Raw genomic sequence first — 20,922 nt, 5'->3', positions numbered from 1 at the left:
GGCACTGTGGAAAGCAAGATTGTCATGCTGCGCAAGTGGCTCGGCGACCTGCACGAGGAGCCGCTCGACATCCAGGACGACACCGATCTGATCCAGTCCGGCACGGTGACCAGTCTCCAGTTCGTCCAGATGGTGATCGAGATAGAACGCCTCCACGGGCAGAAGCTGGAACCGGACGTGATCAACATCGAGTCGATGCGCACGCTCACGGCCATCGACACGGCCGTCTTCCAGGCCGGCTGATGGGCGCGGGAGCCACCCGGGTGGCCGTGGTCTCCGGCACCTCGTCCGGGATCGGGGCGGCGGTGGCCGCGGAGTTCCTCCGCCGTGAGTACACCGTCGTCGGTCTGTCCCGCCGGGGCAATCCGGCCCTCGCGGAGCAGGACCGGTACCTCGACCTCGTCGCCGACCTGCGCGACGCCGATGCCGTGCGGGCCGCGCTCGGGTCCGTGGCCGGCACCACCGGGAACGGGATCGACGCCGTGGTGCTCAACGCGGGCGCCTCGCCCGATCCGGCCGACCTCGTCAAGGTCGAGTGGCGGGTGGCGGCCGACGCCTACGAGTCCAACGTCCACACGGCCCTCAACCTGGTCCAGGCGACAGCGCCGTCGCTCGGGGCGGGCGGTGGCGGCTCGCTGACGTTCGTCGGGGCCAGCCTGGCCAACGGCTACCGGCCGGAACGCTGGGCGTACGCCGCCAGCAAGGCCGCGATGACCACCCTGATGCGGGCGTGCTCGGTCGAGTTCGCCGACCGGGGCGTCGTGGCGAACGAAGTGCGTCCCGGCCCCGTGGCGACCGCCATGACCATGGCCGGGCTGGACGGCGAGGTCAACGAGCAGCTCATCCGCGCCGTCAACGCGGGGTTCAAGACGGACTGGCTCAAGTCTCCGCGCACCGTGGCGGAGTGGATCGTCACCATCGCCGAGTTCCCGTCGAACGGACCCACCGGTCAGATCTTCAACTACAGCCGCAAGGTTCTGTAACCGCGAGAAAGGCAGGCAGACCATGTCCAGCTACCCTTCTTCCGTACAGCTCCTCGACCTCTTCAACTGGGCCTCTCCCGGCATGCTGGTCACTGACGCCTCGGGCGCCGTGGTGCTGGCCAACAAGGCCGCCACGGAACTCCTGGGGAACGGTGCCGCGGTCGGCACCCCGCTCGCCGGCGTCCTGGGCGTCGACGACCACGACGCGCTCCTGACGGCCGGGGCGCCGGTGGAGAACCGCGAGGTCGCCTTCGCGCACCCCGACTTCGCTGCCGGGTACGCCAACCTCGGTTTCGGCGAGGTCAACGGCGCCACCCACGGCTTCTGGGCCCTGCGGCCGATCACCACGCACCCGACGCCCTCGCCCACGGCGGGGGAGGGTTCCTCGACCGCGCAGGCGTGGATCCGGCAGGTGGACCAGCCCAAGGAGTCCTACCTGCCGGTCGGTGAGGAGGCGGTCGAGCTGATCCGGGCGTACTACGACCACTGCCCGGTCGCCATCCACCTGATCGAGGAGGACGGCACGGTCGCCCACGCGAACTGGAAGGACATCGCCATCGTCGGGGCGAGCGAGCAGCCGGACTCCTACGTCGGGCACCACATCCGCCGCATCTACGCCGACCAGGACGTGGTCGAGGACTTCCTGGGCCGCTGGGGCGAGGACGCGCCGATCATCGACTTCCGCGCCGACTTCCTCAACAAGGGGGCCCGCGTGCCGGTGGTGATCTTCTCCACGGCCAAGGTCGAGGACAACAAGCTCCGGAACACCCGCTGCTTCGTGTTCCCCGACAGCCACCCGGACCGCAAGCGGGACAAGGTCAAGGCGCTGGACCTCAACTTCTGAGGCGCGAAGCGCCACGGGTCGCGTTCCGGACCGGCGGCCACCGGTGCCGTCGGTCCTGCCCGCCCCGCCCCGCTCCCCCGGGGCGGGGCGGGGCGACCACCACGCCGGGCCCGGCGAGCACGCCTCGCCGGGCCCGTCCGTGCTCCCCCTCCGTCACCACCCGCGAAGGAGCTCCGCCGTGAAGACGATCGGCTTCCTCGGCCTCGGCACCATGGGCAGCCCCATGGCCGTCAACCTCTGCGCGTCCGGCCACACCGTGCGCGGCTGGAACCGCAGCGCCGGCAAGGCTGGGCCCCTGCTCGCGGCGGGCGGCCGGACCGCCGCGACGGTGGGCGAGGCGGTCCGCGGGGCCGATGTGGTGATCACCATGCTCCCGGACGCCCCCGAGGTCGAGGAGGTCGCCTACGGCCCCGAGGGGATACTGGCCAACGCCCGGCCCGGGGCCCTGCTGATCGACATGTCCACCATCGCTCCGCGGAGTTCGATCAGGCTGGCCGGCACCGCGGCCGAACGGCGGGTCCGCGTTCTGGACGCTCCGGTCGCGGGTGGCGAGGCCGGGGCCGTCGCAGGCACCCTGTCGATCATGGTCGGCGGGGAGGCCGACGACTTCGAGGAGGCCAAGCCGGTCTTCGAAGCCCTCGGCAGGACCGTCACGCACTGTGGCGCCCACGGTCTCGGCCAGACGGTGAAGGCCGCCAACCAACTCGTCCTCGCGGTCACCATGCAGGCGTGCGCGGAGGCCGTGGTGTTCCTGGAGAAGTCGGGGGTGGACCTCGAAGCCGCGCTCGACGTGTTGAGCGGCGGTCTCGCCGGGTCCAACGTCCTCACCCGCAAGAAGGACAACTTCCTGCACCGCGACTACACGCCCAGCTTCGCCCTGGGGCTGCACCACAAGGACATGGGCATCGTCCTCGACACGGCCCGCGCCCTCGGCGCGGCCCTCCCCCTCGGAGGGGTCACCGCGCAGCTCCTGGCGTCCGCCGTGGCGCGCGGAGACGCGGCCCTCGACCACTCCGCGCTGCTGCGCGGGGTCGAACTCCTCAGCGGTCACCACCGTCCCTGAGGGCGCCGCCCGGGAGGACGGCAGCGCGCGGCCGCCCCGAGGGCACTCACCGCCCTAGGTGCAGAGCTCCCTTCCCTAACGCACGCACGGACGCACGAGGATCGTCCTGGCGTGAAAGCGACCTCAGGGCCACCGGTGAACCGGTGTCCGCCCCGGGTGTCGCCCCCGCCGCTCCCGGGCATCCGTGCCGCCCGCGGCACCGCCCTCCGGCCGGCGCCGCGGGGGCGGGGCGGCTCGGTCGGGAACCGCAAGCCCGTCGCGTTCCCCCAACCGCCGTGCCACGATGGGGACATGCGATGGGCGATCGAGGAGTCCCTCGACCCGGCGTCAATGCTGGCCGAAATCAGAACGGTGCGCCGCGAGGGGCTGACCCGGTTGCGCGAACTGGAGGTCCCGATGCTGCGCCGCGCCGCGGTCGGCGCCTCGGAACGCGACCCGGTGGCCTGGCCGTTGGCCGTCGAGGGAGTGCTGCGGACCGCCGTGGAACTGCTCGGCGAGGGCGATCTGCGGGAGGCCGCCGAGTGTTCGCTGGGCATCCGGCCGGCCCTGCGGGGCCGGCCGGCCGCCGATCGGCGGCGGCTGGCCGCCCGGGTCTACGGGGTGAGCACCGAACGGTTCCGCAAGTTCCAGGAGTTGGTGGTCCTCGGCCAGGTGGCGGAGCGGGTGTGTTGGCTCGCCGGACACGGGGCGGACGGCCGGAGCCGCGGCGACGAGCGGGCCGCCGCGCTGCCGGCGCCGGACCTCCAGCACCAGTGGGTCGAGCTGCGCGGAGGCGGGCACCGGGCGCGGGTGCTGCTGCACGTCCATCCGGTGGAACTGGTCCGCGGGGTGGACGTGTTGGTGGCCCCGACCAACACCCATCTGGAGCTGCCCGCCGTGTACAAGGGCTCGGTGTCGGCCGCCCTGCGGCGCGCCGCCGCCGTGCGGGACCCGGCGGGCACCGTGCTGCGGGACGCGGTCCAGGAGGGCCTGACCGCCTGGCGGCGGCGGCACGGCCTGACCCACCCGGTCGATCCGGGGACGGTCGTCCCCACCGAGCCGGGTGCCCTGGGCCGACAGGGCGTGCGTCGGATCTACCACGCGGCGGTGGCCATCCCCCGCACCGGTTCCAACGACTACGACGTCCTGCCGCGGGACGTGGTCGCCGCCGCCGCCGCTGCCCTCGACCTGATGGACCGCGAAGCCCCTTCGTTCGAACCGTCGCTGCGCTCGCTCTGCTTCAGCCTGCTGGGGGCCGGGCGGGGCGGGCTGCCGGCGCGGGAGAGCGCGAGCGCCCTGTGGCCGACCCTGGCCCGCGCCGCCGCGACGGGCCGCGAGGTGCACCTCGTGATGCGTCGGCCGGCGGTCGCGGCGACGGTGTTGCAGGTGCTGGGCGGTCGGCTGGTGGCGGACGCCGAGGGGCGGGGCGTCTCCGGCTGCGACCGGGTGGTGCGGGAGGCGGCACCGTGAGCTCCTGGGAACTGCTGGGCTCGTTCGCCGCCCGCTGGCAGCTGCTGGCGCACCGGCTCCCCCCGTCGGTGCGGCGGGAACTCGGCGTGCTCCTGGCCGGCTTGCGGACCGAGGGCGCCGCACGGGAGGAGTTGGCCGAGCGGGCCGTCCGGTTGGTGCTGGCCGCCCTGCCCGAGGAGGAGGCGGCCCGGCTGCGTCCGGACCCGGACCCCTCCCGGCTCTCCGGGCCGCCGGACGCGGTGGCCGCCGGCTTCGACGCCCTGGACCTGTGCATGCTGGTCGTCGACGGCAACCCGATGGTGGGACCGCTCCTCGGGCCGGTCCGCGAACGGCTGTTGAGCGCCCCCTCGCTGTCCGCCCAGCAGGTGGCCGCGGGCGGAGCGGACCCGGCCCACGGGCTGCTGATCGCCCTGTCGGACGCCCGCGGACGGCGTCGCTACCCGGCGTTCCAGTTCACCGCCGGGGGCGTGCCCCGGGAGCTCGTGGTCCGGGTGAACGGGCTCCTGGGGGCGGCCGAGGACCCGTGGGGCTCCGCCGACTGGTGGCTCTCGGAGCACCCGTGGTGGGGGGAACCGCCCGCGGCGCTGTTGGGAACCGGTCGGGAGGCCGCGCTGTGGGCGGCGGCCGCCGCCGCGGGCGGGGCGGAGGAGGACTGAGGTGCCCAACCAGCCGCCGCCCGCCGCCCCGCCGGGCGTTCCGCACCGGGCGACCCTGCCCGCCGGCACCCTGGTGTACCGGGTGCACGCCTCCCACCGGTCCGCCTCGGCGTTCAACCCGGTCCCGGCGCAGGAGCTGTACGGGGGCGGCCGGTTCGACGGCACGCCCCGCGCGCCCTTCGGGTTCCTGTACGCCGGTTTCGGCGTGGGCTCCGCGGTGAGCGAGGTGCTGCTGAGGTCGCTGCCCTTCGCGCCCGACGGCGGGCTCCGTCTGGTGCCGCGGGTCGCGGTGGCCCGGCGCAGCCTCTCCGTCCTGCGGTTGTCCACGGACGTCGAGGTGGTGTCGCTGATGTCGGGCGGCGACCTCGCCGCGGTGGGGCAGGACTCGTGGCTGATCCACGCGGAGCACCCGGAGTACCCGCAGACCCGGGACTGGGCGCGTTGGATACGCGAGCGGGCCGCGCCCTGGGCGCAGGGCTTCGTGTGGCCCTCGAAGCGGGAGCCCGCCGACCGGGTGGCCGTGCTGTTCGAGGACCGCTGTCCGAAGGGGGTGTTGGAGCCGGCCCCGACGCCGCCGATCGATTTCGCGTCGCCGCGGGGCGAGCGGTGGCTGAACCAGGTCCTCCTGGGCTACGGGGCCCGGGTGGCCCCCGCCCCGGCCTGACCCGGCGCTGGGGCCGGCTCACCACCCGAGCGGCTCGGGCACCACGGTGCGCAGGGCGAGGTCGGCGGTGCCCCAGTCGCCCGGATCGGTGACGGGCCGACCGGCGTCGCGCCCGGCGTCGCGGGCGGCGACGCGCAGCAGGGGCTCGGGGGCCGGGCGGTTGCCGCGGGCGCCACCGGGCGCGAGCGGGGGCAGCAGCAGGGGCTCCAGGGCGAACTCGTTCTCCGCCACGATGAGTTTGAGCCAGTCCCGGACCTGGGCGCCGGGTCGCACCGGACGGTTCTCGGGCAGGTAGAGCCAGACCGGGTCGCCCCGCAGTGCCTGCGCCGTGCCCTGGGGGCGGATGAAGTCGCCCTCGTACAGTTCGTGCGCGATGCCGTGGCTGTCGGTCAGGTCGAGCAGGGTGCACCACAGCGTGCGGTCGGACCGGTTGTGCAGGGTGATGCGGACCTGCGGGGGACGCCCGTCGGCCGTGTACTCGTGGATCGACTCGCCCAGCACGCTCTCGCGCCGGCCGCCCCGGAGCGGTTCGACGGTGAGGTGGACCAGTCCCGACAGCGAGGGGTCGGGGTTGGTGAGGTCGCGCACCCGGTGCCACTGGGCCAGGTGGGCCAGCGAGGCGATGACCTCGGCCAGGTCGTCGGCGTCCCGGAGCGGCTGCGGGGGCAGCGTGCGGACCTCGTCGTGGATGCGTGCGGTGCCCCGGTGGAGCTCGACCCCGAGCGGGGTGCCGCCGCCGCTGGTGGCGAGCAGGGGGTGGGCCGCCACGGCGGCGGCGAGCGGGTCGGCCCACGCGCGGTCGCCGGTGACGGTGACCGCGGCCGGCGGGAAGGCCAGCGCGGAGGGCACCACCGGGGTGGTGCCGCGGGGGTCCAGGGCTTCGGCGAGGTCGCCCAGGGGCTCGACCGTCGACCGTTCGGCGAACACCTCCCGCACCACGGCGGTGCCCGTCCGGCCGGACGCCAGCCGTGCGGTGAACTCGCCGCCGGCGGCGCGCAGTCCGTGCACCGCACCGCAGTTGACCGTCCAGCAGCCGTGTTCGCGGCGCAGGCGGAACCGGGAGACGGGCGTGCTGCGGCCGTTCAGGAACCCCTGGTCGCCCACCCCGTGCAGGGTGGGGTGCTGCCGTCCGGTGCCGTCGTCCGCCCGGACCGCGGCGAGGTCGAGCACCTCCCGGCAGGAGGCTCCCGGCCCCAGGTCGGCGAGGGCGTCCAGCAGCGCCCTGCTGAAGACGCCGTGCACGGGGTCGGTCCCGGTCTCGTAGGCGGGTTCGTCGAGCCGGCTGGCCGCCAGCAGCACGTGGCGGCGGGGACCGGCGGCGGGCCCCGCCGTGGACGCGCCGGCACCGCGCTCGGCCCGGCGGTCCCAGGAGGGCTGCCAGGGGACGCTGCGGACCCCCTGGTCCTCCTCCCGGGTGGCGCCCCCCGAGTAGCAGCAGTCGAGGACGGCGACCACGTGCGCCCCGGTCGCGGCGATCCCGTCGAGGAGGTCACCGAGGACGTCGTCGGTCAGCGCCGCCGCGTCCGTGCCCTGGCTGTCGTGGCAGACCAGGGCCTGGGCCATGCCGGTGGCCTCCCGCCCGTCCGTGCACGCCCGGCGCGAGCCGTGGCCGCTGAACCACAGGAGGGCGGTGTCCCCGGGGCCGCTGGCCCCGAGGTGCGTGTCGATCGCCTCGACGACCGCGTCCAACCGGGCCTCGGAATCGGCCAACACCCGGACGTCGACCCGGGTGTCGGGGAGGGAGCGCACCCAGCGCTCCGCCGCGGCGATGTCGTTGCGGCAGCCGCGCAGTGGCTGGATGGCGTAGGCGTCGATCCCCACGAAGAGGCAGTTGACCTTCTGCATGGGAACGAGCCTGACAGCGGGCCTTGGGCACATGCAGGGCGAATCCGGGTCACCCTCCGGTTAGGTACGAAGAAATGGCTTATTCCGTCGCCGTGTTGGGGTTCACTGGGGGGCGGCAGTCGCACCGCACCGCACGGAACGCGCCATAGACCGTGCCGTGCTCCGTCGCGCACCGCCCCGCCCCCTGCACCACCGTGCGCCCCTGCCCGGACGCCCGGGGCGGCCCGTACCGACCGCATCGCCCGCCCCGTCGCGGGGCGGTGCGCTGGGAGGCCACGATGACCAGTACGAACCCACCGTCCGGCAACCCCTACGGCCCGCCCGGTGCCGGCCCGTTCCAGGGCGGCGGGACGGCGGGTCCGCCGCCCCCCGGCTGGGGCGGGCCGGCCCCGGTCCCCGGCGAGGGGTGGGGGCCCGGCGCCGTGCCGGAGCCCGCGCCCCCGTACCGCGAGTGGCGTTCGGTGCGGGAGTTGTTCCAGCGCGTCCCCGGCTGTGTCAGTGCGTTCGTGCTGCTGGTCCCGCTGGGCATCCCGATGCTCACCTCGTACGCCCTGGTCAGCTCGGCGCGGAACCGGGCGCACGCCGTGTTCACCCACGCCCACCGGCCGGTCGACGACGTCCCGCTGGCGCGGGTGAAGCGGCTTCGGGCGGTGCTCGCCGTGCTCGCCTCCTCCCTCTTCCTGTTCTCCTACGGCTCCCAGCAGGACTACGAGGAGGTGGTGGCGGGCGGTGCCGCGCGGCTGCTGGTCGCGCCCTGGCTGCTGGTGGTCACCGCGCCGCTCCTGGTGTACCTGTTGATGAGATGGGCCTCGGAGGGCGAGTACGCCCGCATGCGGAGCCAACTGCGCACCCCGCTGGTCACCTTCGCCCAGTACGTCGGCGCCCTCTCCGCGGTGCCGCTGCTCGTGTTCGGGTTCTCCGCCCTCGCTGAGGCGACCGGGGACAACGCCCTGCTGGGCTTCCTGGTCGGGCTGACCGGCGTGGCCGCGCTGCTGTGGTCCCTGGCCTTCGCGTTCTTCGCCTCCGTGGTGGTCGTGCGCAGCGGGTTCGGCACCGGTGGCGTCCACCAGGCGCTGCCCGCCCTGTTGACCACCCTGCTGGTGTGGGAGTTCGTCCCGATCGGCGCCGCGCTGTCCGGACTCCCGCCCGGCCCGCTGCCGCTCGCCCTGCTGTTCCTGCTCGGCGGGCCCCTCTCGGTCACCGCCGTGGCCTGGTGGGAGGTGCACCGGCTGACCGACCGGCACGGCGTGGTGCTCCGGGCCTGACGGCCCGCGGCGTCCGCGATCCACCCCGACCGGCACTCTCCCAGGGACACCCTCGTGACCGAGCACGGCCCGCCCCCGCTGCCGCCGCCCCCGCGGGCCGCCCACGACGCCTCGCGGTGGGAGCGCGACCTGCTGCTGACCCGGGCGCAGCGGTCCGTAGAGGAGGCGACGGCCCGGGCGCACTGGCTGGAGTTGGGGCTGCTCTGCCGGGAGCGGCTGGCCGCCGAGGAGGACCCCGAACAAGCGGACTACGACCGGGCGTTGGCGCGTGCCGCGCTGGAGCGCGCTCTCGCCCCGGGCGGCCCCGCCCTCCCCCTGCGGCCGGACGGGCTCCTCACCCTGGCGGAGCTGCTGCTGAGCGAGGAGCCGGGCCCGGAGGCCGTCCCGGACCGCGTCGACGTGCTGCTGGCCGAGGTCGAGGAGGCATCGGCGCCGCCCGGGGACGAGGAGTGGGCCCGTCACTCCGTACGGCTGCGGACGCGGGCGACCGTCCTGCGCCGGTGCCGCGAGGGGGCCCGACCGGCCGACGAGGCGGAGCTCGGACGGCTCCGGGCGTTCGTCGCCGCCCCGGAGAACCTCGCGGCGGCGGACCCCCGGGACCTGGTGACGCTGGTCTGCTTCCTCGTGGACCACCCGGCGCCCGGCGGCGACGCCGGGGAACAGGAGCGGACCGTCCGCCGGTTGGAGGGGGCGCTCCGCGACCGGGGCGTCGACCCCTCCCCCGTCCACCTCGCCCGGCTGAAGCTGGCGGCGGGGTTGCTGGACCGCGCGCCCCACCAGCCGACCGAACTCCTGGCCGCCGCCCGGTGCGCGGCCGGCGTGCTCGACCTCACCACGGCCCCGGACCCGGTGCTCTCCGCGCACCTGCTGCGGTCCGTCGCACGGGCCCGGCTGCTCGCCGGCGGCGGGGACACCACCGATGCCGCGGCGGCCGGCTTCCGCGCGACGGCCACCCGGGGCACCACCGTCTCGGCCGAACCGCGGCACTGGCCCCGCAGCGTGGACCTGCTGCTGGGACCCGTCCCGGAGGTGACCGCGTCCTACCGGCGCTGGCAGGAGGGCGCCGACCGGGACCCGCACCACCTGGCGCACGCGATGTTCCTGCTGCGGTACTCGCCCGACCTCGACCCCGACCGGACGGCGTTGGCCGGGGAACGGTTGGACGCCCTGCTGGCGGCGTGCGACCGGACGGACGGCGCGGACCGCCCGACCGCGGAGCTGGCGAGGAGCGTCGCCCTGGCCCACTACGGGGCGATGCGCACCGGCCCGCTCCAGGACGCGGCGGCCCGGGCCGCGGACGCCGCGCGCCGGGGCCTGTACCCGGAGGGCACACAGCCGGCGGGCGCCCGGGCCCTGGCCGGTCTACAGACGGTCCTCACCCTGTTGAACGGCTGCCTCAACGGCGGACAGGACGAGGTCGCCGCCGGGCTGCGCGCCCTGGCCGAGTGGGCGGACCACGCGGAGGCGGCGCCCCCCGCCGACCGCGAGGGACTGCCGGACCCCGCACTGCTGCGCAGCGCCCTGTCGCTGTTGCGCCCGCTGGCCCCGGGCGCGTCCCCCGAGGCGCGCACCGCGGCGATCGCCGCGGTGCGCTGGGAGGACCTCGGCCTCGCTGCCGACCACCCGGTACGGACCGCCCTGGACGCCTCGGTGGCGCTGCTCACCGCAAGCCCGTCGGCCGCGTCCGCCCCGATGGACCCCGCTACCGCCGCCGAGTTGGTCCGCACGACCGAGGGGACGCCGCCCCTGCTCCGCGCCCCGCTGCTCGCCGCGGTCGGCACCTCCTGGCTGACCAGCGCCGGGCGTCCGCCGGGTGACCGCACGGCACTGCGCGGGGCCGGGGTGCTGCTGCGCGCCGCCCGGCGGGCGTCGGCACCCGGTGACCAGAACTGGCTGCTGACGGGTGCCCTGTTGGGCTTCCTGGGCTGCGCGGAGGCGGTGCTGGGCCGTCCCCGGCACCGGCGCGGACGGCTCGACGGAGCGATCGAGCTGTTGACCGGGACCCACCGGGAGACCCACGGGCCGGAGCACCCCCTGCGGGCGAAGGTCGGGTTCCTGCTCGCCGCGGCCCTGCGCCTGCGCGGGGACGCCGCCGACCGCGCGGAGAGCCGGCGGATCGCCGCCGGGGCGCTGCGGTCCACGGCGTACGCGGTGCTGTTGCAGTCCGGCACCGCCGAGGCGGCGGTCGAGGCCGCCGAGGCGACCGGCAGCGCGCTGACCGTGGCGCGCTGGTGCCTGGCCGACGGGGTTCCGGCCGAGGCGGTGGCCGCCCTGGACGCCTGCCGCGGCCTGGTGCTGCACGCGGCGACGACCGCCCGGACCGTGCCGGGACGGCTCTCCGCGGCCGGGCACGGGGCCCTGGCCGCCCGCTGGTCGCGGGCGCTGGCCGCCGGCACGCCGCCCAGCGCCCTGCGCCGGGAGGTGCTGGAGGCGCTGTCCGCCCTGGACGGCGACGGAGCGGACCGGCTGCTCTCCCCGCCCGGGGTGCCGCGGATCGCCGCGGCGCTCGGGGACCTCGGGCGCGATGCCCTGGTGTACCTCCTCGCCGCGCCCAGGGGGCCGTCCGCCGCTTCGGCGACCGGGGCCGCGGTCGCGGTGCTGCCGGACGGCCGGATCGTCGTGGCGCCGCTGCCCGGCCTGCACGAGGCGGCGGAGCCCCTGCGCCAGTACCTGACGGGCCGGGGCGGGGCCCCCGCCCGTGCCGCACCGGGGTCGGCGGGGCGGGGACTCGGCGGCTTCGACCCGGTGGCGGCACTCGACGGGCTCGACGCCGGCGGACGGCCCGGCTCGGCCGCGCCGCGCGACCTGGGCGCCGGGCCCGGGGGCCGGCGCCGCCCGCTGGCCCAGCGGTTGGACCGGGTGTGCGCCTGGGCCTGGGACGCGGCCGTCGCCCCGGTGCTCGCGGCACTGGGGCGGGAGGTGCCGGCGGGGCGGGAGCCCCGGCTGGTGCTGACGCCGATGGGCGACCTGTCGCACGTGCCGTGGCACGCCGCCTGGCGCCCGGGCTCCGGAGGCGGGCGCCGGTACGCCCTGGAAGGGGCCCAGTTCACCTACAGCGCCTCGGCCCGTCTGCTGTGCGAGGTCGCGGGGCGCCCGGCGGGCCCGCCCGCCGATGCGGCCCTGGTGGTCGGCGATCCGACCGGGGACCTGCCGTACGCGGGCCGGGAGGCGGCCCTGGTGCGCGCGGCCTACTACCCGCGGGCCGTCTTCCTCGGGCGGGCCGGGGGCCCCGGCACCGGCCGGGGAACCCCCGCGGAGGTGCTCGACTGGCTCCGGTCAGGCGCCGGTCGGGGCGGCACCCTGCACCTGGCCTGCCATGCGACGGTGGTCGAGGGCGTGCGGCACAGCGCCGCCCTGCTGCTCGACGGGGGCACCCTGTCGGCCGAGGACCTGACGGAGGCGGCGGACGGCGCCCTGGACGCCGGCCCCGCCCTGGTACTGCTGGCCGCCTGCCGCAGCCATGTGTCGGGGCGCGGCAGCAACGAGGCGTACACCCTGGCCACGGCGTTCCTCACGACCGGCGCCCGGTCGGTGGTCGGCTCCCTGTGGCGGGTGCCGGACGCGGCCACCTCCCTGCTGATGTTCATGACCCACCACTACCTGCGTGCGGAGGGGCGGGAACCGGCCGAGGCGCTGCGGTCGGCGCAGCGGTGGATGCTCGCCCCGACCCGGGTGCTGCCCCCGCACGCGCCACCGGAGTTGGCCCGACTGGTACCGCGCATCGTCCCCGACGACCTGAGCGCCTGGGCGGGCTTCCTCGCCACCGGCCGCTGACCAACGGGGGCGGGCCGTCGAACCGGTGCCGTCCTCGTCACGACACGAGAGGTCACCTTGAACACCACGCTCACCAAGGGCGCCAACGCCCCCCTGCCGTCCCCCCTGTGCCGGGTCCACCTCGTCGCGGAAGGGGTGCCGATCGACGTGTGCGCCGTGCTGCTCGGGTTCGACGGCCGGGTGCGCAGCGACGAGGACCTCGTCTTCTTCCACCATCCGGCGCAGAGCGGGGTGGAGTTGACGGGCCGGACGATCACCGCGGACCTCTCCGAGGTCCCGGCGGACGTCGAACGCATCGCCCTGGTCGCCGCGCTCGACCGGGAGGCGGGCGGTGCGGCCTCCTTCTGCGCCGGGGCGATGCCGCGGGCGGAGGTCGAGTGCGGTGGGGCGCGCCTCGTCTTCGAGCCGCCGCCGCTGACCGGCGGGGAGACGGCGGCCCTGTTGGTGGAGGTCTACCGGCGGGCGGGGGCGTGGAAGGTGCGTGCGGTGGGGCAGGGGTGGGCCACCGGGCTGGCCGGGCTGGCCACCGACTTCGGCGTGGTCGTCGACGACCCGGGTCCCGCCGGCCCCCCGGCGCGCCCGGTGGCCTCCCCCGCCGGGCCGGCGGGGGAGCCGCCCCGCCACGTGGTCCTCGCCAAGTCCGGCTCGGGCACCCTCCCGTTGCGCGGGGACGACCCCGGGGGGACGGTCACCGCCGCCCTGGAGTGGGACGGCGGGAGCGCGCGGCGGCGCAGCGCCGGCGCGGACCTCGACCTGTACGCCCTCTCCGTGCCGCGGCACCAGGTCACCGGGCGGGGCCAGCGGGCGCGGGCGTCCGATCTGGCCGTGTACTACCGGATGCCCGGTTCGCTCACCGAGCCCCCGTTCATCGCCCTGGACGGCGACGCACGGGAACCGGGCCGGGAGACCGTCACCATCACCCGGCCGGACCTCCAGGGCTACGTCCTGCTCTGCGCCTACAGCGCGGTCGAGAACGGAGTGGGCTCGTTCCGCTCCTACGGGGCACGCGTGACCGTCACCGACCCGACCGGCTCCACGGTCACGGCTCCGCTGTTCAGCACCCGGGCGCACGCCTACTGGGTGGCCGTCGCCCTGATCGACTTCACCGTGCCGGAGGGGGTGCGGATCGAGCACGTGGAGCAGTACAGCGGGCGGCACGTCGAGGCGCGGCCGACCCTGTACTCCCACCGCACGTTCCGGATGGGGACCGGTCCGGTCGAGTTCAAGACCCTTCCCGTCGAAGGGTGACCCCGAGCAGCCTGTACCGCTCACGTTCGATCGTTTTCGTACCCTCAGGGAATCTTTACCGTTTTTTACCCTTCATGGGGGTTGAAAAAGAGCCGGGACCTTCGCCTCTCGCGCTCCGAGCCGGTCGGGAGGAACCTGGAAGGAGCGGGTCCGGTCGCTCGACGTCCCGGGGCCCGACGTAGTTCCCCACGCCCCACAACCCGCAGAACCGGGTAATCCCCGAGGAGGCCGCGGTCACGGTGAACACTCCTGCCGCCCCACACACGGACACGCTCACGGCACCCCCCACCGCCACCCGAGAAGCGGTGGAGGCCCTGGTCGCGGACGCGATCACCGCACCCTCGATGCACAACGCCCAACCCTGGCTGTTCCGCTTCGACCGGTCCCGCGGGGTCTTCCAGCTCCGGGCCGACCCCGATCGCCGCCTCGCCCTCTCCGACCCCGAGGGCCGGGCCACCTACCTGGGCTGCGGTGCCGCCCTGTTCAACCTGCGGGTGGCGGCGGCGCACGCGGGCTGGAAGCCGGTCACCCGGCTCCTCCCGGACCGCCGCGACCCCTACGCCCTCGCCGAGGTCACGCTGGACGGCGGACGGGCCCTGTACGAGGCCACCCGGCAGCCCTACCACAAGACCACGGCGACCTACCGCCGCTCCGGCCAGCCCTACGACGGCACCGCCGACGCCTACGACGAGTTGGCCGATCTGCATCCCGCGCTCCGGCGCCGGCGCACCACCCGGACGCCCTTCAGCGACGAACCCATCGACGAGCAGTTGCTCGGAACCCTGCGCCGGGCCGCGCTGGTCGAGGGGGCCCGGTTGGCGTTCCCCGACGACTTCCACCGCGACACGGTGCTGGAACTCGGCCGGGAGGCCGAGCAACGCACCTTGTCCGATGCGGCGTTGCGCGCCGAGTTGGCCTCCTGGACCGGGGACGACCGGGCGGTCGACGGCATCCCGACCGCCGCCTTCGGTCCCCGGGCGCGCACCGGCTACGCCCCGGTCCGGGACTTCGCGGCCGGCCGCGGGACGCCGCAGGAGGCCCAGCACCCCGGGGAGGCCGCCGAGTTCGAGCGGACCCCGCGGCTGGCGCTGCTCGGCACCCACGGCGACTCCCCCATCGACTGGCTGCACGCCGGCCAGGCACTGGAGCGGGTGCTCCTGGAGGCCACCCTGGACGGTCTGGTCACCTCGCTCGCCTCCGAGGCCCTGGAGTGGGACGAACTGCGCTGGGCGGTCCGGGACCCCCTGTCCGCGATGAGCCACGTCCAGATGGTCATCCGGTTCGGCTACGGCGAGCCGGGTCCGGCCGCGCCCCGACGCCCGGTGGGCGATGTGTTGACGTTCAGCGGCGCCCCCGGACGCCCGGCGGCGGATCCGGCCTGAGCCCGATCGGGCCGGGCAGCGGGCGTTCCGGCCCGACCGCCCGGCTCGGGAGTGGGTTACCACATCCGGGGAAAATGTGGCTCGTTCGGGCGAATTCACCGTTTCGGGTGGCCTGCCACGGGACCGTCCGCGCCCGGCGCACGGGACGGGCACGCTGAAGACCGGACCGGTCCGAACGACCCCGGTCCGGGGAGGACGAACATGATCCGTGGCATCGATGTGAGTTCCTATCAGTCGTCGTTCGACACCGGCGGGCTGTCCTTCGTCATCGTGAAGGCGACCGAGGGCCGGTCGTACGTGAACCCCCGCCAGGCCGTGCAGGCCAGGCAGGCCAGGGACGCGGGGTGCGTGGTGGGCTTCTACCACTTCCTGTGGCCGGGGAACATCAAGGCGCAGGCCGCGTACTTCGTGGAGGAGTGCGCCTCCCGGGAGACGGACCTGCTGGCCGCCGACTGGGAGTGGACCAGCGACAACACCCGGGCCAGCAACGCCGAGAAGGACGCCTTCATCAAGGAGGTCAAGCGGCTGCGGCCCACCCACCGGGTGCTGCTCTACTGCAACCGGGACTTCTGGCTCAACTACGACACCACGTCGTACGCCGGGGACGGGCTCTGGATCGCCGACTACACCACCGCCGGCAAGCCGCGCATCAAGGCGAAGTGGACGTTCCACCAGTACACGGACGACCCCCTGGACAAGAACCTCGGAGACTTCACCTCCGAAGCCGAACTGCGCTGTTGGGCCAACACCGCCTGAGGGCACCGCCGGACGACCACCGCCCCGCCGGCTCCCCGTACGTCGGGGAACCGGCGGGGCCACGGGGCTACTCCTCCTGCCCGCGCGGCGCCCGGAACGCCTCGGAGCGCTCCGGGGACGCCTCCGCCAGCGCCCGGGTCACCGCCTCGACCCCGGCGCGGAGCCCGTAGACCGGGGTGTCGGGCTGCTGACGCCAGGACTCGTCCAGCCCGCCGGCGTCCACCGTGTCGAAGCCGATCTCGTCGATCAGGTACCGCACCACGCGCTTGGCGGCCTCGTCGTCACCGGCCACCGGGACCGCCATCCGGTCGGGGTCCCCCGCGGGCCGCGCGCGGGCGGTGATGTCCTCGGCGTAGGTGCCGTTGAACGCCTTGACGACGGGACGGCCCAAGTGACGCTCCACCCAACGGCTCTCCGGCAGCCCGTCCTCGATCTCGGCGATCAGGCCGTCCCGTTCGCGCGGATAGTAGTTGTGGGTCTCGATGACGACCGCGCCCGCGGCCGTCTGCGCGAACAGGTCGGCCGGCAGCTCCGGTACGGCCTTCAGCGGGACGGTCACCACGACCACCTCCGCGCCGCGGGCGGCCTCCGACACCGTGGTCGGCACCGCCCCGGTCTCCTCGGCCAACTCCTCCAGGGTGTGCGGGCCACGGGAGTTGGCGATGCTGACGGTGTGTCCCGCCGCGGTCAGCCGGCGGGCGAGATTGCCGCCGATGTTCCCGGTGCCGATGATGCCGATCCTCATGGAAGCCCCCTCGTACGGAATGAGCAGTGCACCGGAGGCAACCTCCGCTTCCCGTCGCGGCATTCCCGTCCGACGGAACCCTTCCGCGCCCTTCCGTGCACCGGGCCGCTCCGCACGCCCCGCAGGACGACCGATCCCGGGGTCGCCGCGCGGCGACCCCGGGATCGGCGAGGGGGCCTACTTGCTGAGGTGGGCCCAGAACTCGTCGAAGGAGAGCAGCTTGTCCCTGTTGGTGTCCCGTGCGCCGATGACCGCCTCGGCCACGGACTCCGTGACGTTCCAGTCGCCCAGCTGGGCCATCGCGGTCTTGTACTCGGCCGCCGTGATGAAGCCGTCGCCGTCCGCGTCGAACCGCTCGAACGCCTTGCGCGCTGCCTCGATGTCCGCCACCGGTCCACCCCATTCGTTTCGTCCTGCTTGACCAGGCCAGATTAACGGCCCGCCCCGATCCCCCGACCACCACGCCCCTCGCCCCCGGCCCCGCACCGGCCGCACCCCTCGACCACGAGGTCCCGCGCCCCCTTCCCGACGCCACGGACGATCATTCGCCACCCCCTGCCAGCCCTCGCGATTACCTCGTTCAACTCCCGGCAATCCAGCATTTACCAGGCACGTGGCCCATCTCACCAATGATTCATATCCGTTTTGTCAGGAAATGCATGCGCTTGACATGAATTGCCGTTTTGGGTTCCTCGATCCGGTCTGCCATAGTCGGAGCCACGACCCCCCTTGACCCGGGCCGCGGTCGCTCCACCCGTCGGGGACCACACCCCCCAGGACCTCCGACGCACCGCACGGCCCCCGCAGCGCCGCACCACGGCCACGTCGGGGGCCTTCGTGCATCCCGACGGACGGGGCGTCAGCGATCCGCCACCCGCATCTCGAACCAGGTCGTCTTCCCCCGGGCCAGCAGGTCCACGCCCCAGCGGTCGGCCAACTTGTCCACCAGGAAGAGCCCGCGCCCGGACACGTCCCACTCCCCCACCGGCATCCGACAGGGCAACGCCCGCGAGGGGTCCCGCACTTCCACCCGGAGCCAGCCGCGCCGCCGCGCCATGCGCAGACCGAAGTTCCGGGCACCCGTGTGACGCACCGCGTTGCCGACCAGTTCGGACACCAACAGCACGGTGTCCTCGGTTAAGTTCTCCGAGAGCCCCCACTGGTGGAGCACCACCATCTGGGCCACCCGTCGGGCGCGCGCGGCGGACCGCGGGCGGGAGGTGAACCAGACTTCGCACTCGGCCGGGTTTCCCCACAACTCCAGTGCGCGCAAAGCCTCTTCGTCGGGAACCGCGGGTGACCACCGTGCCGTGGTCGCCCCCCCGTGCCGTCCCGGCTGTTCGATGCCCTCCAGCCCCGCCATGTGCCCCATCATGGCCGCCCGACGGCGGGTCCGGGGCCGTTCCCCGGGAATCGACCGGTCGGAACCGTCGCTTCCGGAAGGACTCTTTGGTATGGGCCAATCCCGGTTCCCCGTTCCGGCCGATCGTCTGACCTGCGGCGACCCCGAACGCCCCGGCGTGCGCCCCGGACGGTCAGCTCCAACCGCCCGGGGCACCCTTCCCGCGTCACCCAGCGCACCATCGGAGTACGGCGACGGCACCCGGTATCCGGTTTTCGCCCGTACGAGGGGATGCGCGGGCGAACGCGAGCGGAACACGACCGGAAAGTCAGGGGAACGGTTGCCGAACGCTCAGCGGAACACCGCCTTGCCGGGCCCGTCCGCGACGAAGCTCTCCATGCCCCGCGTCCGGTCCTCCGTGGCGAACAGCCCCGCGAACCAGGTGCGTTCGAGGGCGAGTCCGGTCGTGAGGTCCGTCTCCAGACCGGCGTCCACGCACTCCTTGGCCGCGCGCAGCGCGAGCGCCGGGCCGCGGGCCAGCCGGGCGGCCCAGGCGTGCGCCTGCGCGTACACCTCCTCCGCGGGCACCACCCGGTCCACCAGCCCGAGCGCCAACGCCTCGTCGGCGCGCACCTGTCGACCGGTGAAGATGAGGTCCTTCGCCTTCGACGGACCCACCAACCGGGCGAGTCGCTGGGTGCCGCCCGCCCCCGGGATCAGTCCGAGCAGGATCTCCGGTTGGCCGAGCTTCGCGTTCTCCCCCGCGATCCGGAAGTCCGCGCAGAGGGCGAGTTCGCACCCGCCGCCGAGGGCGTAGCCGGTGACGGCGGCCACCACCGGCTTGGGGATCCGTGCGACGGCGGTGAACGACTCCTGGAGCGCACCGGACCGGTGGATCATCGCCGTGTGGTCCATGGCCCGCATTTCCTTGATGTCGGCGCCGGCGGCGAACGCCTTCTCGCCGCCGTAGAGGACGACCGCCCGCACGTCGTCCCGGCGGGCGGCCTCCTCGGCCAACTCCTTGAGCCGGTCCTGGGTCGCGATGTCGAGGGCGTTCATCGGGGGCCGGTCGAGGCGGAGGGTGCCGACGCCGTCGGCGACTTCGAGATGCACAGTAGTCATGGGCAGCAGGTTAGCGACCGTTCACCCCGGGGTCCCGGGTGCGGTCGTCCGCCGTCCGCGAAGGCCCTGGATCACCACCGGGACCAGGGCGGGTTGCAGCCGTCGAGGCCGGTCGGGCCGGGTCCGCTCGTCCCGGGTTCCGGTTCGCCGACCGGGGTGCCGAAGGCCCGTGGCCGCAGTCACACGGGGGCGCACAGCTTCCGGAATCAGCCCAGCGCGGAGCCGGCGCGCCAGTCCTTCCAGTCGAGGTTCCAGCCGCCGAGGCCGTTGTCCGCGGCCACCGTCCGGTCGTCGCTGCGGCGCACCTCCACCACGTCGCCGATGAGGGTGCGGTCGAAGAACCAACCCGCCGGGGCGAGGGAGCTGCCGCCCTTCACGTCCCGCAGGCCCACGCACCCGTGGCTCACGTTGCGCTCGCCGAAGGCGTCGCCCGCCCAGTAGTTGCCGTGCAGGAAGGTGCCGGAGGAGGTCAACCGGATGGCGTGCGGCACGTCCGGGATGTCGTACTCGCCGTCGAAGCCGACCGAGCGGCCGTCCATCCGGGTGGTCTCGAACATCTCGGTGACCACCATCTTCCCGTTGTAGGTGGGGGACTCGTCGGTGCCCGCGGTGATCGGGAGGGTGGCGAGCCGCTCCCCGTCGCGCCGGACCTCCATGGTGTGGGCGACGGCGTCGACGACGCTGGTCTGCTCCCTGCCCACGGTGAAGGCGAACGTGCGGTCCTGGAGTCCGTGCACCCCGGGCGCGGCCCGGACGTCCCGCAGCCGCAGCCGCACGGTGACCTCGGTGCCGGGCTTCCAGTACCGCTCGGGCCTCAGGTCCAGCCGCTCGCCGCCGAACCAGTGGCCGACCACCTCCACCCGGGGGACGGTGGTGACCTCGACCGCGCGTTCCACCGCCGCCCGGTCGGTGACCTTCCGGTTGAACTCCAGGGAGACGATCATCCCGGTGCCCACGGTGGCCCGGTGCTCGGGGGCGGAGTAGGCGAGGAACCGTTCGTCGGGCACCCGGGTGCGGAAGGTGGTGCGGCGGGCGATCCGGCGCCCGTGGCCGTCGAGGGCGACCGCGTCGACCCGGTACTCCGCGGCCGGGGCGAGGCCGCGTTCGACGGGGCGCCAGCTCATTCCGTCCGCGGAGATCCGTCCCGCCACCGGCGCCTCGGCGGCGCCCCGGGTCCTGACCACCCGCACCGACTCCAGCCGGCCGCCGGGCACCCGCACCGACAGCGGGGCGTCGACCGCCACCTCCCGGCGGGCGTCGGCGGGCTCCACCCGGACCGCGTCCCGGGGTGCGCGGGGCCTGCCGGCGAGCCCTTCGGGCCCGCAGGCGACCGCGCCGGTGAGCAGGGAGAGGGCGGCAAGGACGGCGGGCGTCGTCCGTGCGCGGGGGGTTGAGCCGCGTCGCCGGCCGGGGAGGGCGTGTCGTCGGATCACGTCCCGCCCAACGACCGGGCCGGCCGAGGGAAACGTGCGTGCGAACCGCGCGGTGGGCCGGACGGCGGTACCCGGACGGTCCGGGCCGCGGCCCGGCACCCCGTCCGGACACGTCCAGCGGGCCCTGCGCACGGGCTCCACGGGCTCTGGACGCCCTGCGGTCACGGGCGACAGCGAATCCCCGGAAAGTGTGAACGTCGTACTACCGGGGCATGAACCAGAGGCCCAGCAGAGGCTCGGCGGCGGTGATGAGGCGGATCTGACGGACACTTCCGCAGGCCGGAGCGGGGTTGCTCCCGAAGCGGAGCACCGGAGCTGGTCACGGCTCTCCAGGAACGCCGGACGCATGCG

18 protein-coding genes are annotated in these 20,922 nt (G+C 74.8%); 12 read left to right on the top strand and 6 right to left on the bottom strand.

What is annotated here, in order from left to right:
* The first annotated feature begins 6 nt into the window (after positions 1-6).
* From ACSMX9_RS21685 to ACSMX9_RS21655, 7 genes are all read left to right on the top strand, one after another.
* The gene (locus ACSMX9_RS21685) at positions 7-243 is read left to right on the top strand and encodes an acyl carrier protein (RefSeq protein ID WP_445396198.1); all 237 of its coding nucleotides are present in this window, start codon (positions 7-9) and stop codon (positions 241-243) included.
* The gene (locus tag ACSMX9_RS21680) at positions 243-983 is read left to right on the top strand and encodes an SDR family NAD(P)-dependent oxidoreductase (protein WP_445396196.1); all 741 of its coding nucleotides are present in this window, start codon (positions 243-245) and stop codon (positions 981-983) included. The genes ACSMX9_RS21685 and ACSMX9_RS21680 overlap by 1 nt, the downstream gene beginning before the upstream one ends.
* A gap of 22 nt (positions 984-1,005) precedes the next feature.
* Positions 1,006-1,827 carry a PAS domain-containing protein gene (locus tag ACSMX9_RS21675; protein ID WP_445396194.1) on the top strand — a complete coding sequence of 274 codons (822 nt, stop codon included), beginning with the start codon at positions 1,006-1,008 and terminating at the stop codon, positions 1,825-1,827.
* Positions 1,828-2,005: 178 nt separating this feature from the next.
* The gene (locus tag ACSMX9_RS21670) at positions 2,006-2,890 is read left to right on the top strand and encodes a 2-hydroxy-3-oxopropionate reductase (RefSeq protein ID WP_445396192.1); all 885 of its coding nucleotides are present in this window, start codon (positions 2,006-2,008) and stop codon (positions 2,888-2,890) included.
* A gap of 291 nt (positions 2,891-3,181) precedes the next feature.
* Positions 3,182-4,339 (top strand): hypothetical protein, encoded by a 1,158-nt coding sequence (locus tag ACSMX9_RS21665; protein WP_445396190.1) that lies wholly within the window; start codon positions 3,182-3,184, stop codon positions 4,337-4,339.
* Complete coding sequence (locus tag ACSMX9_RS21660; protein WP_445396188.1) at positions 4,336-4,995, top strand: hypothetical protein; 660 nt, start codon at positions 4,336-4,338, stop codon at positions 4,993-4,995. Before ACSMX9_RS21665 ends, ACSMX9_RS21660 begins: the two co-directional genes overlap by 4 nt.
* Before the next feature lies 1 nt (position 4,996).
* On the top strand, positions 4,997-5,659 hold the full coding sequence (locus ACSMX9_RS21655; RefSeq protein WP_445396186.1) for an RES family NAD+ phosphorylase: 663 nt from the start codon (positions 4,997-4,999) through the stop codon (positions 5,657-5,659).
* Between the two features lie 18 nt (positions 5,660-5,677).
* Here ACSMX9_RS21655 and ACSMX9_RS21650 read toward each other — a convergent pair whose 3' ends face one another.
* Entirely contained in the window at positions 5,678-7,504 is a 1,827-nt protein-coding gene (locus ACSMX9_RS21650; protein WP_445396184.1) for a caspase family protein, read from the bottom strand.
* 278 nt (positions 7,505-7,782) lie between these two features.
* Here ACSMX9_RS21650 and ACSMX9_RS21645 point away from each other — a divergent pair, with 278 nt between their 5' ends.
* From ACSMX9_RS21645 to ACSMX9_RS21625, 5 genes are all read left to right on the top strand, one after another.
* Positions 7,783-8,769: a hypothetical protein gene (locus ACSMX9_RS21645; protein ID WP_445396182.1), complete on the top strand. Its 987-nt coding sequence runs from the start codon at positions 7,783-7,785 to the stop codon at positions 8,767-8,769.
* A 54-nt stretch (positions 8,770-8,823) separates the two neighbouring features.
* A complete protein-coding gene (locus ACSMX9_RS21640) occupies positions 8,824-12,543 on the top strand; it encodes a CHAT domain-containing protein (RefSeq protein WP_445396180.1) in 3,720 nt (1,239 codons plus the stop codon).
* Positions 12,544-12,600: 57 nt separating this feature from the next.
* On the top strand, positions 12,601-13,791 hold the full coding sequence (locus ACSMX9_RS21635) for a TerD family protein (protein ID WP_445396178.1): 1,191 nt from the start codon (positions 12,601-12,603) through the stop codon (positions 13,789-13,791).
* A 239-nt stretch (positions 13,792-14,030) separates the two neighbouring features.
* Positions 14,031-15,173, top strand: coding sequence for an Acg family FMN-binding oxidoreductase (locus ACSMX9_RS21630; protein ID WP_445396176.1), 1,143 nt, complete (start codon positions 14,031-14,033; stop codon positions 15,171-15,173).
* A 201-nt stretch (positions 15,174-15,374) separates the two neighbouring features.
* Positions 15,375-15,929 carry a GH25 family lysozyme gene (locus tag ACSMX9_RS21625; RefSeq protein WP_445396174.1) on the top strand — a complete coding sequence of 185 codons (555 nt, stop codon included), beginning with the start codon at positions 15,375-15,377 and terminating at the stop codon, positions 15,927-15,929.
* 67 nt (positions 15,930-15,996) lie between these two features.
* Here ACSMX9_RS21625 and ACSMX9_RS21620 read toward each other — a convergent pair whose 3' ends face one another.
* The 5 genes from ACSMX9_RS21620 to ACSMX9_RS21600 form a co-directional block, all read right to left on the bottom strand.
* Positions 15,997-16,737 carry an NADPH-dependent F420 reductase gene (locus ACSMX9_RS21620; protein WP_445396172.1) on the bottom strand — a complete coding sequence of 247 codons (741 nt, stop codon included), beginning with the start codon at positions 16,735-16,737 and terminating at the stop codon, positions 15,997-15,999.
* A gap of 114 nt (positions 16,738-16,851) precedes the next feature.
* A complete protein-coding gene (locus ACSMX9_RS21615) occupies positions 16,852-17,064 on the bottom strand; it encodes an EF-hand domain-containing protein (RefSeq protein ID WP_351239961.1) in 213 nt (70 codons plus the stop codon).
* A gap of 469 nt (positions 17,065-17,533) precedes the next feature.
* A complete protein-coding gene (locus tag ACSMX9_RS21610) occupies positions 17,534-18,037 on the bottom strand; it encodes an ATP-binding protein (RefSeq protein ID WP_445396171.1) in 504 nt (167 codons plus the stop codon).
* Between the two features lie 330 nt (positions 18,038-18,367).
* Complete coding sequence (locus ACSMX9_RS21605) at positions 18,368-19,138, bottom strand: enoyl-CoA hydratase/isomerase family protein (protein ID WP_445396169.1); 771 nt, start codon at positions 19,136-19,138, stop codon at positions 18,368-18,370.
* A gap of 206 nt (positions 19,139-19,344) precedes the next feature.
* On the bottom strand, positions 19,345-20,571 hold the full coding sequence (locus ACSMX9_RS21600) for an Ig-like domain-containing protein (RefSeq protein ID WP_445396167.1): 1,227 nt from the start codon (positions 20,569-20,571) through the stop codon (positions 19,345-19,347).
* Between the last annotated feature and the right edge of the window lie 351 nt (positions 20,572-20,922).

The sequence above is a fragment of the Streptomyces sp. LE64 genome (assembly GCF_052606915.1).
Note: the sequence above shows the minus strand (reverse complement) of the source record. Positions and strands in the feature narration are given on the sequence as shown.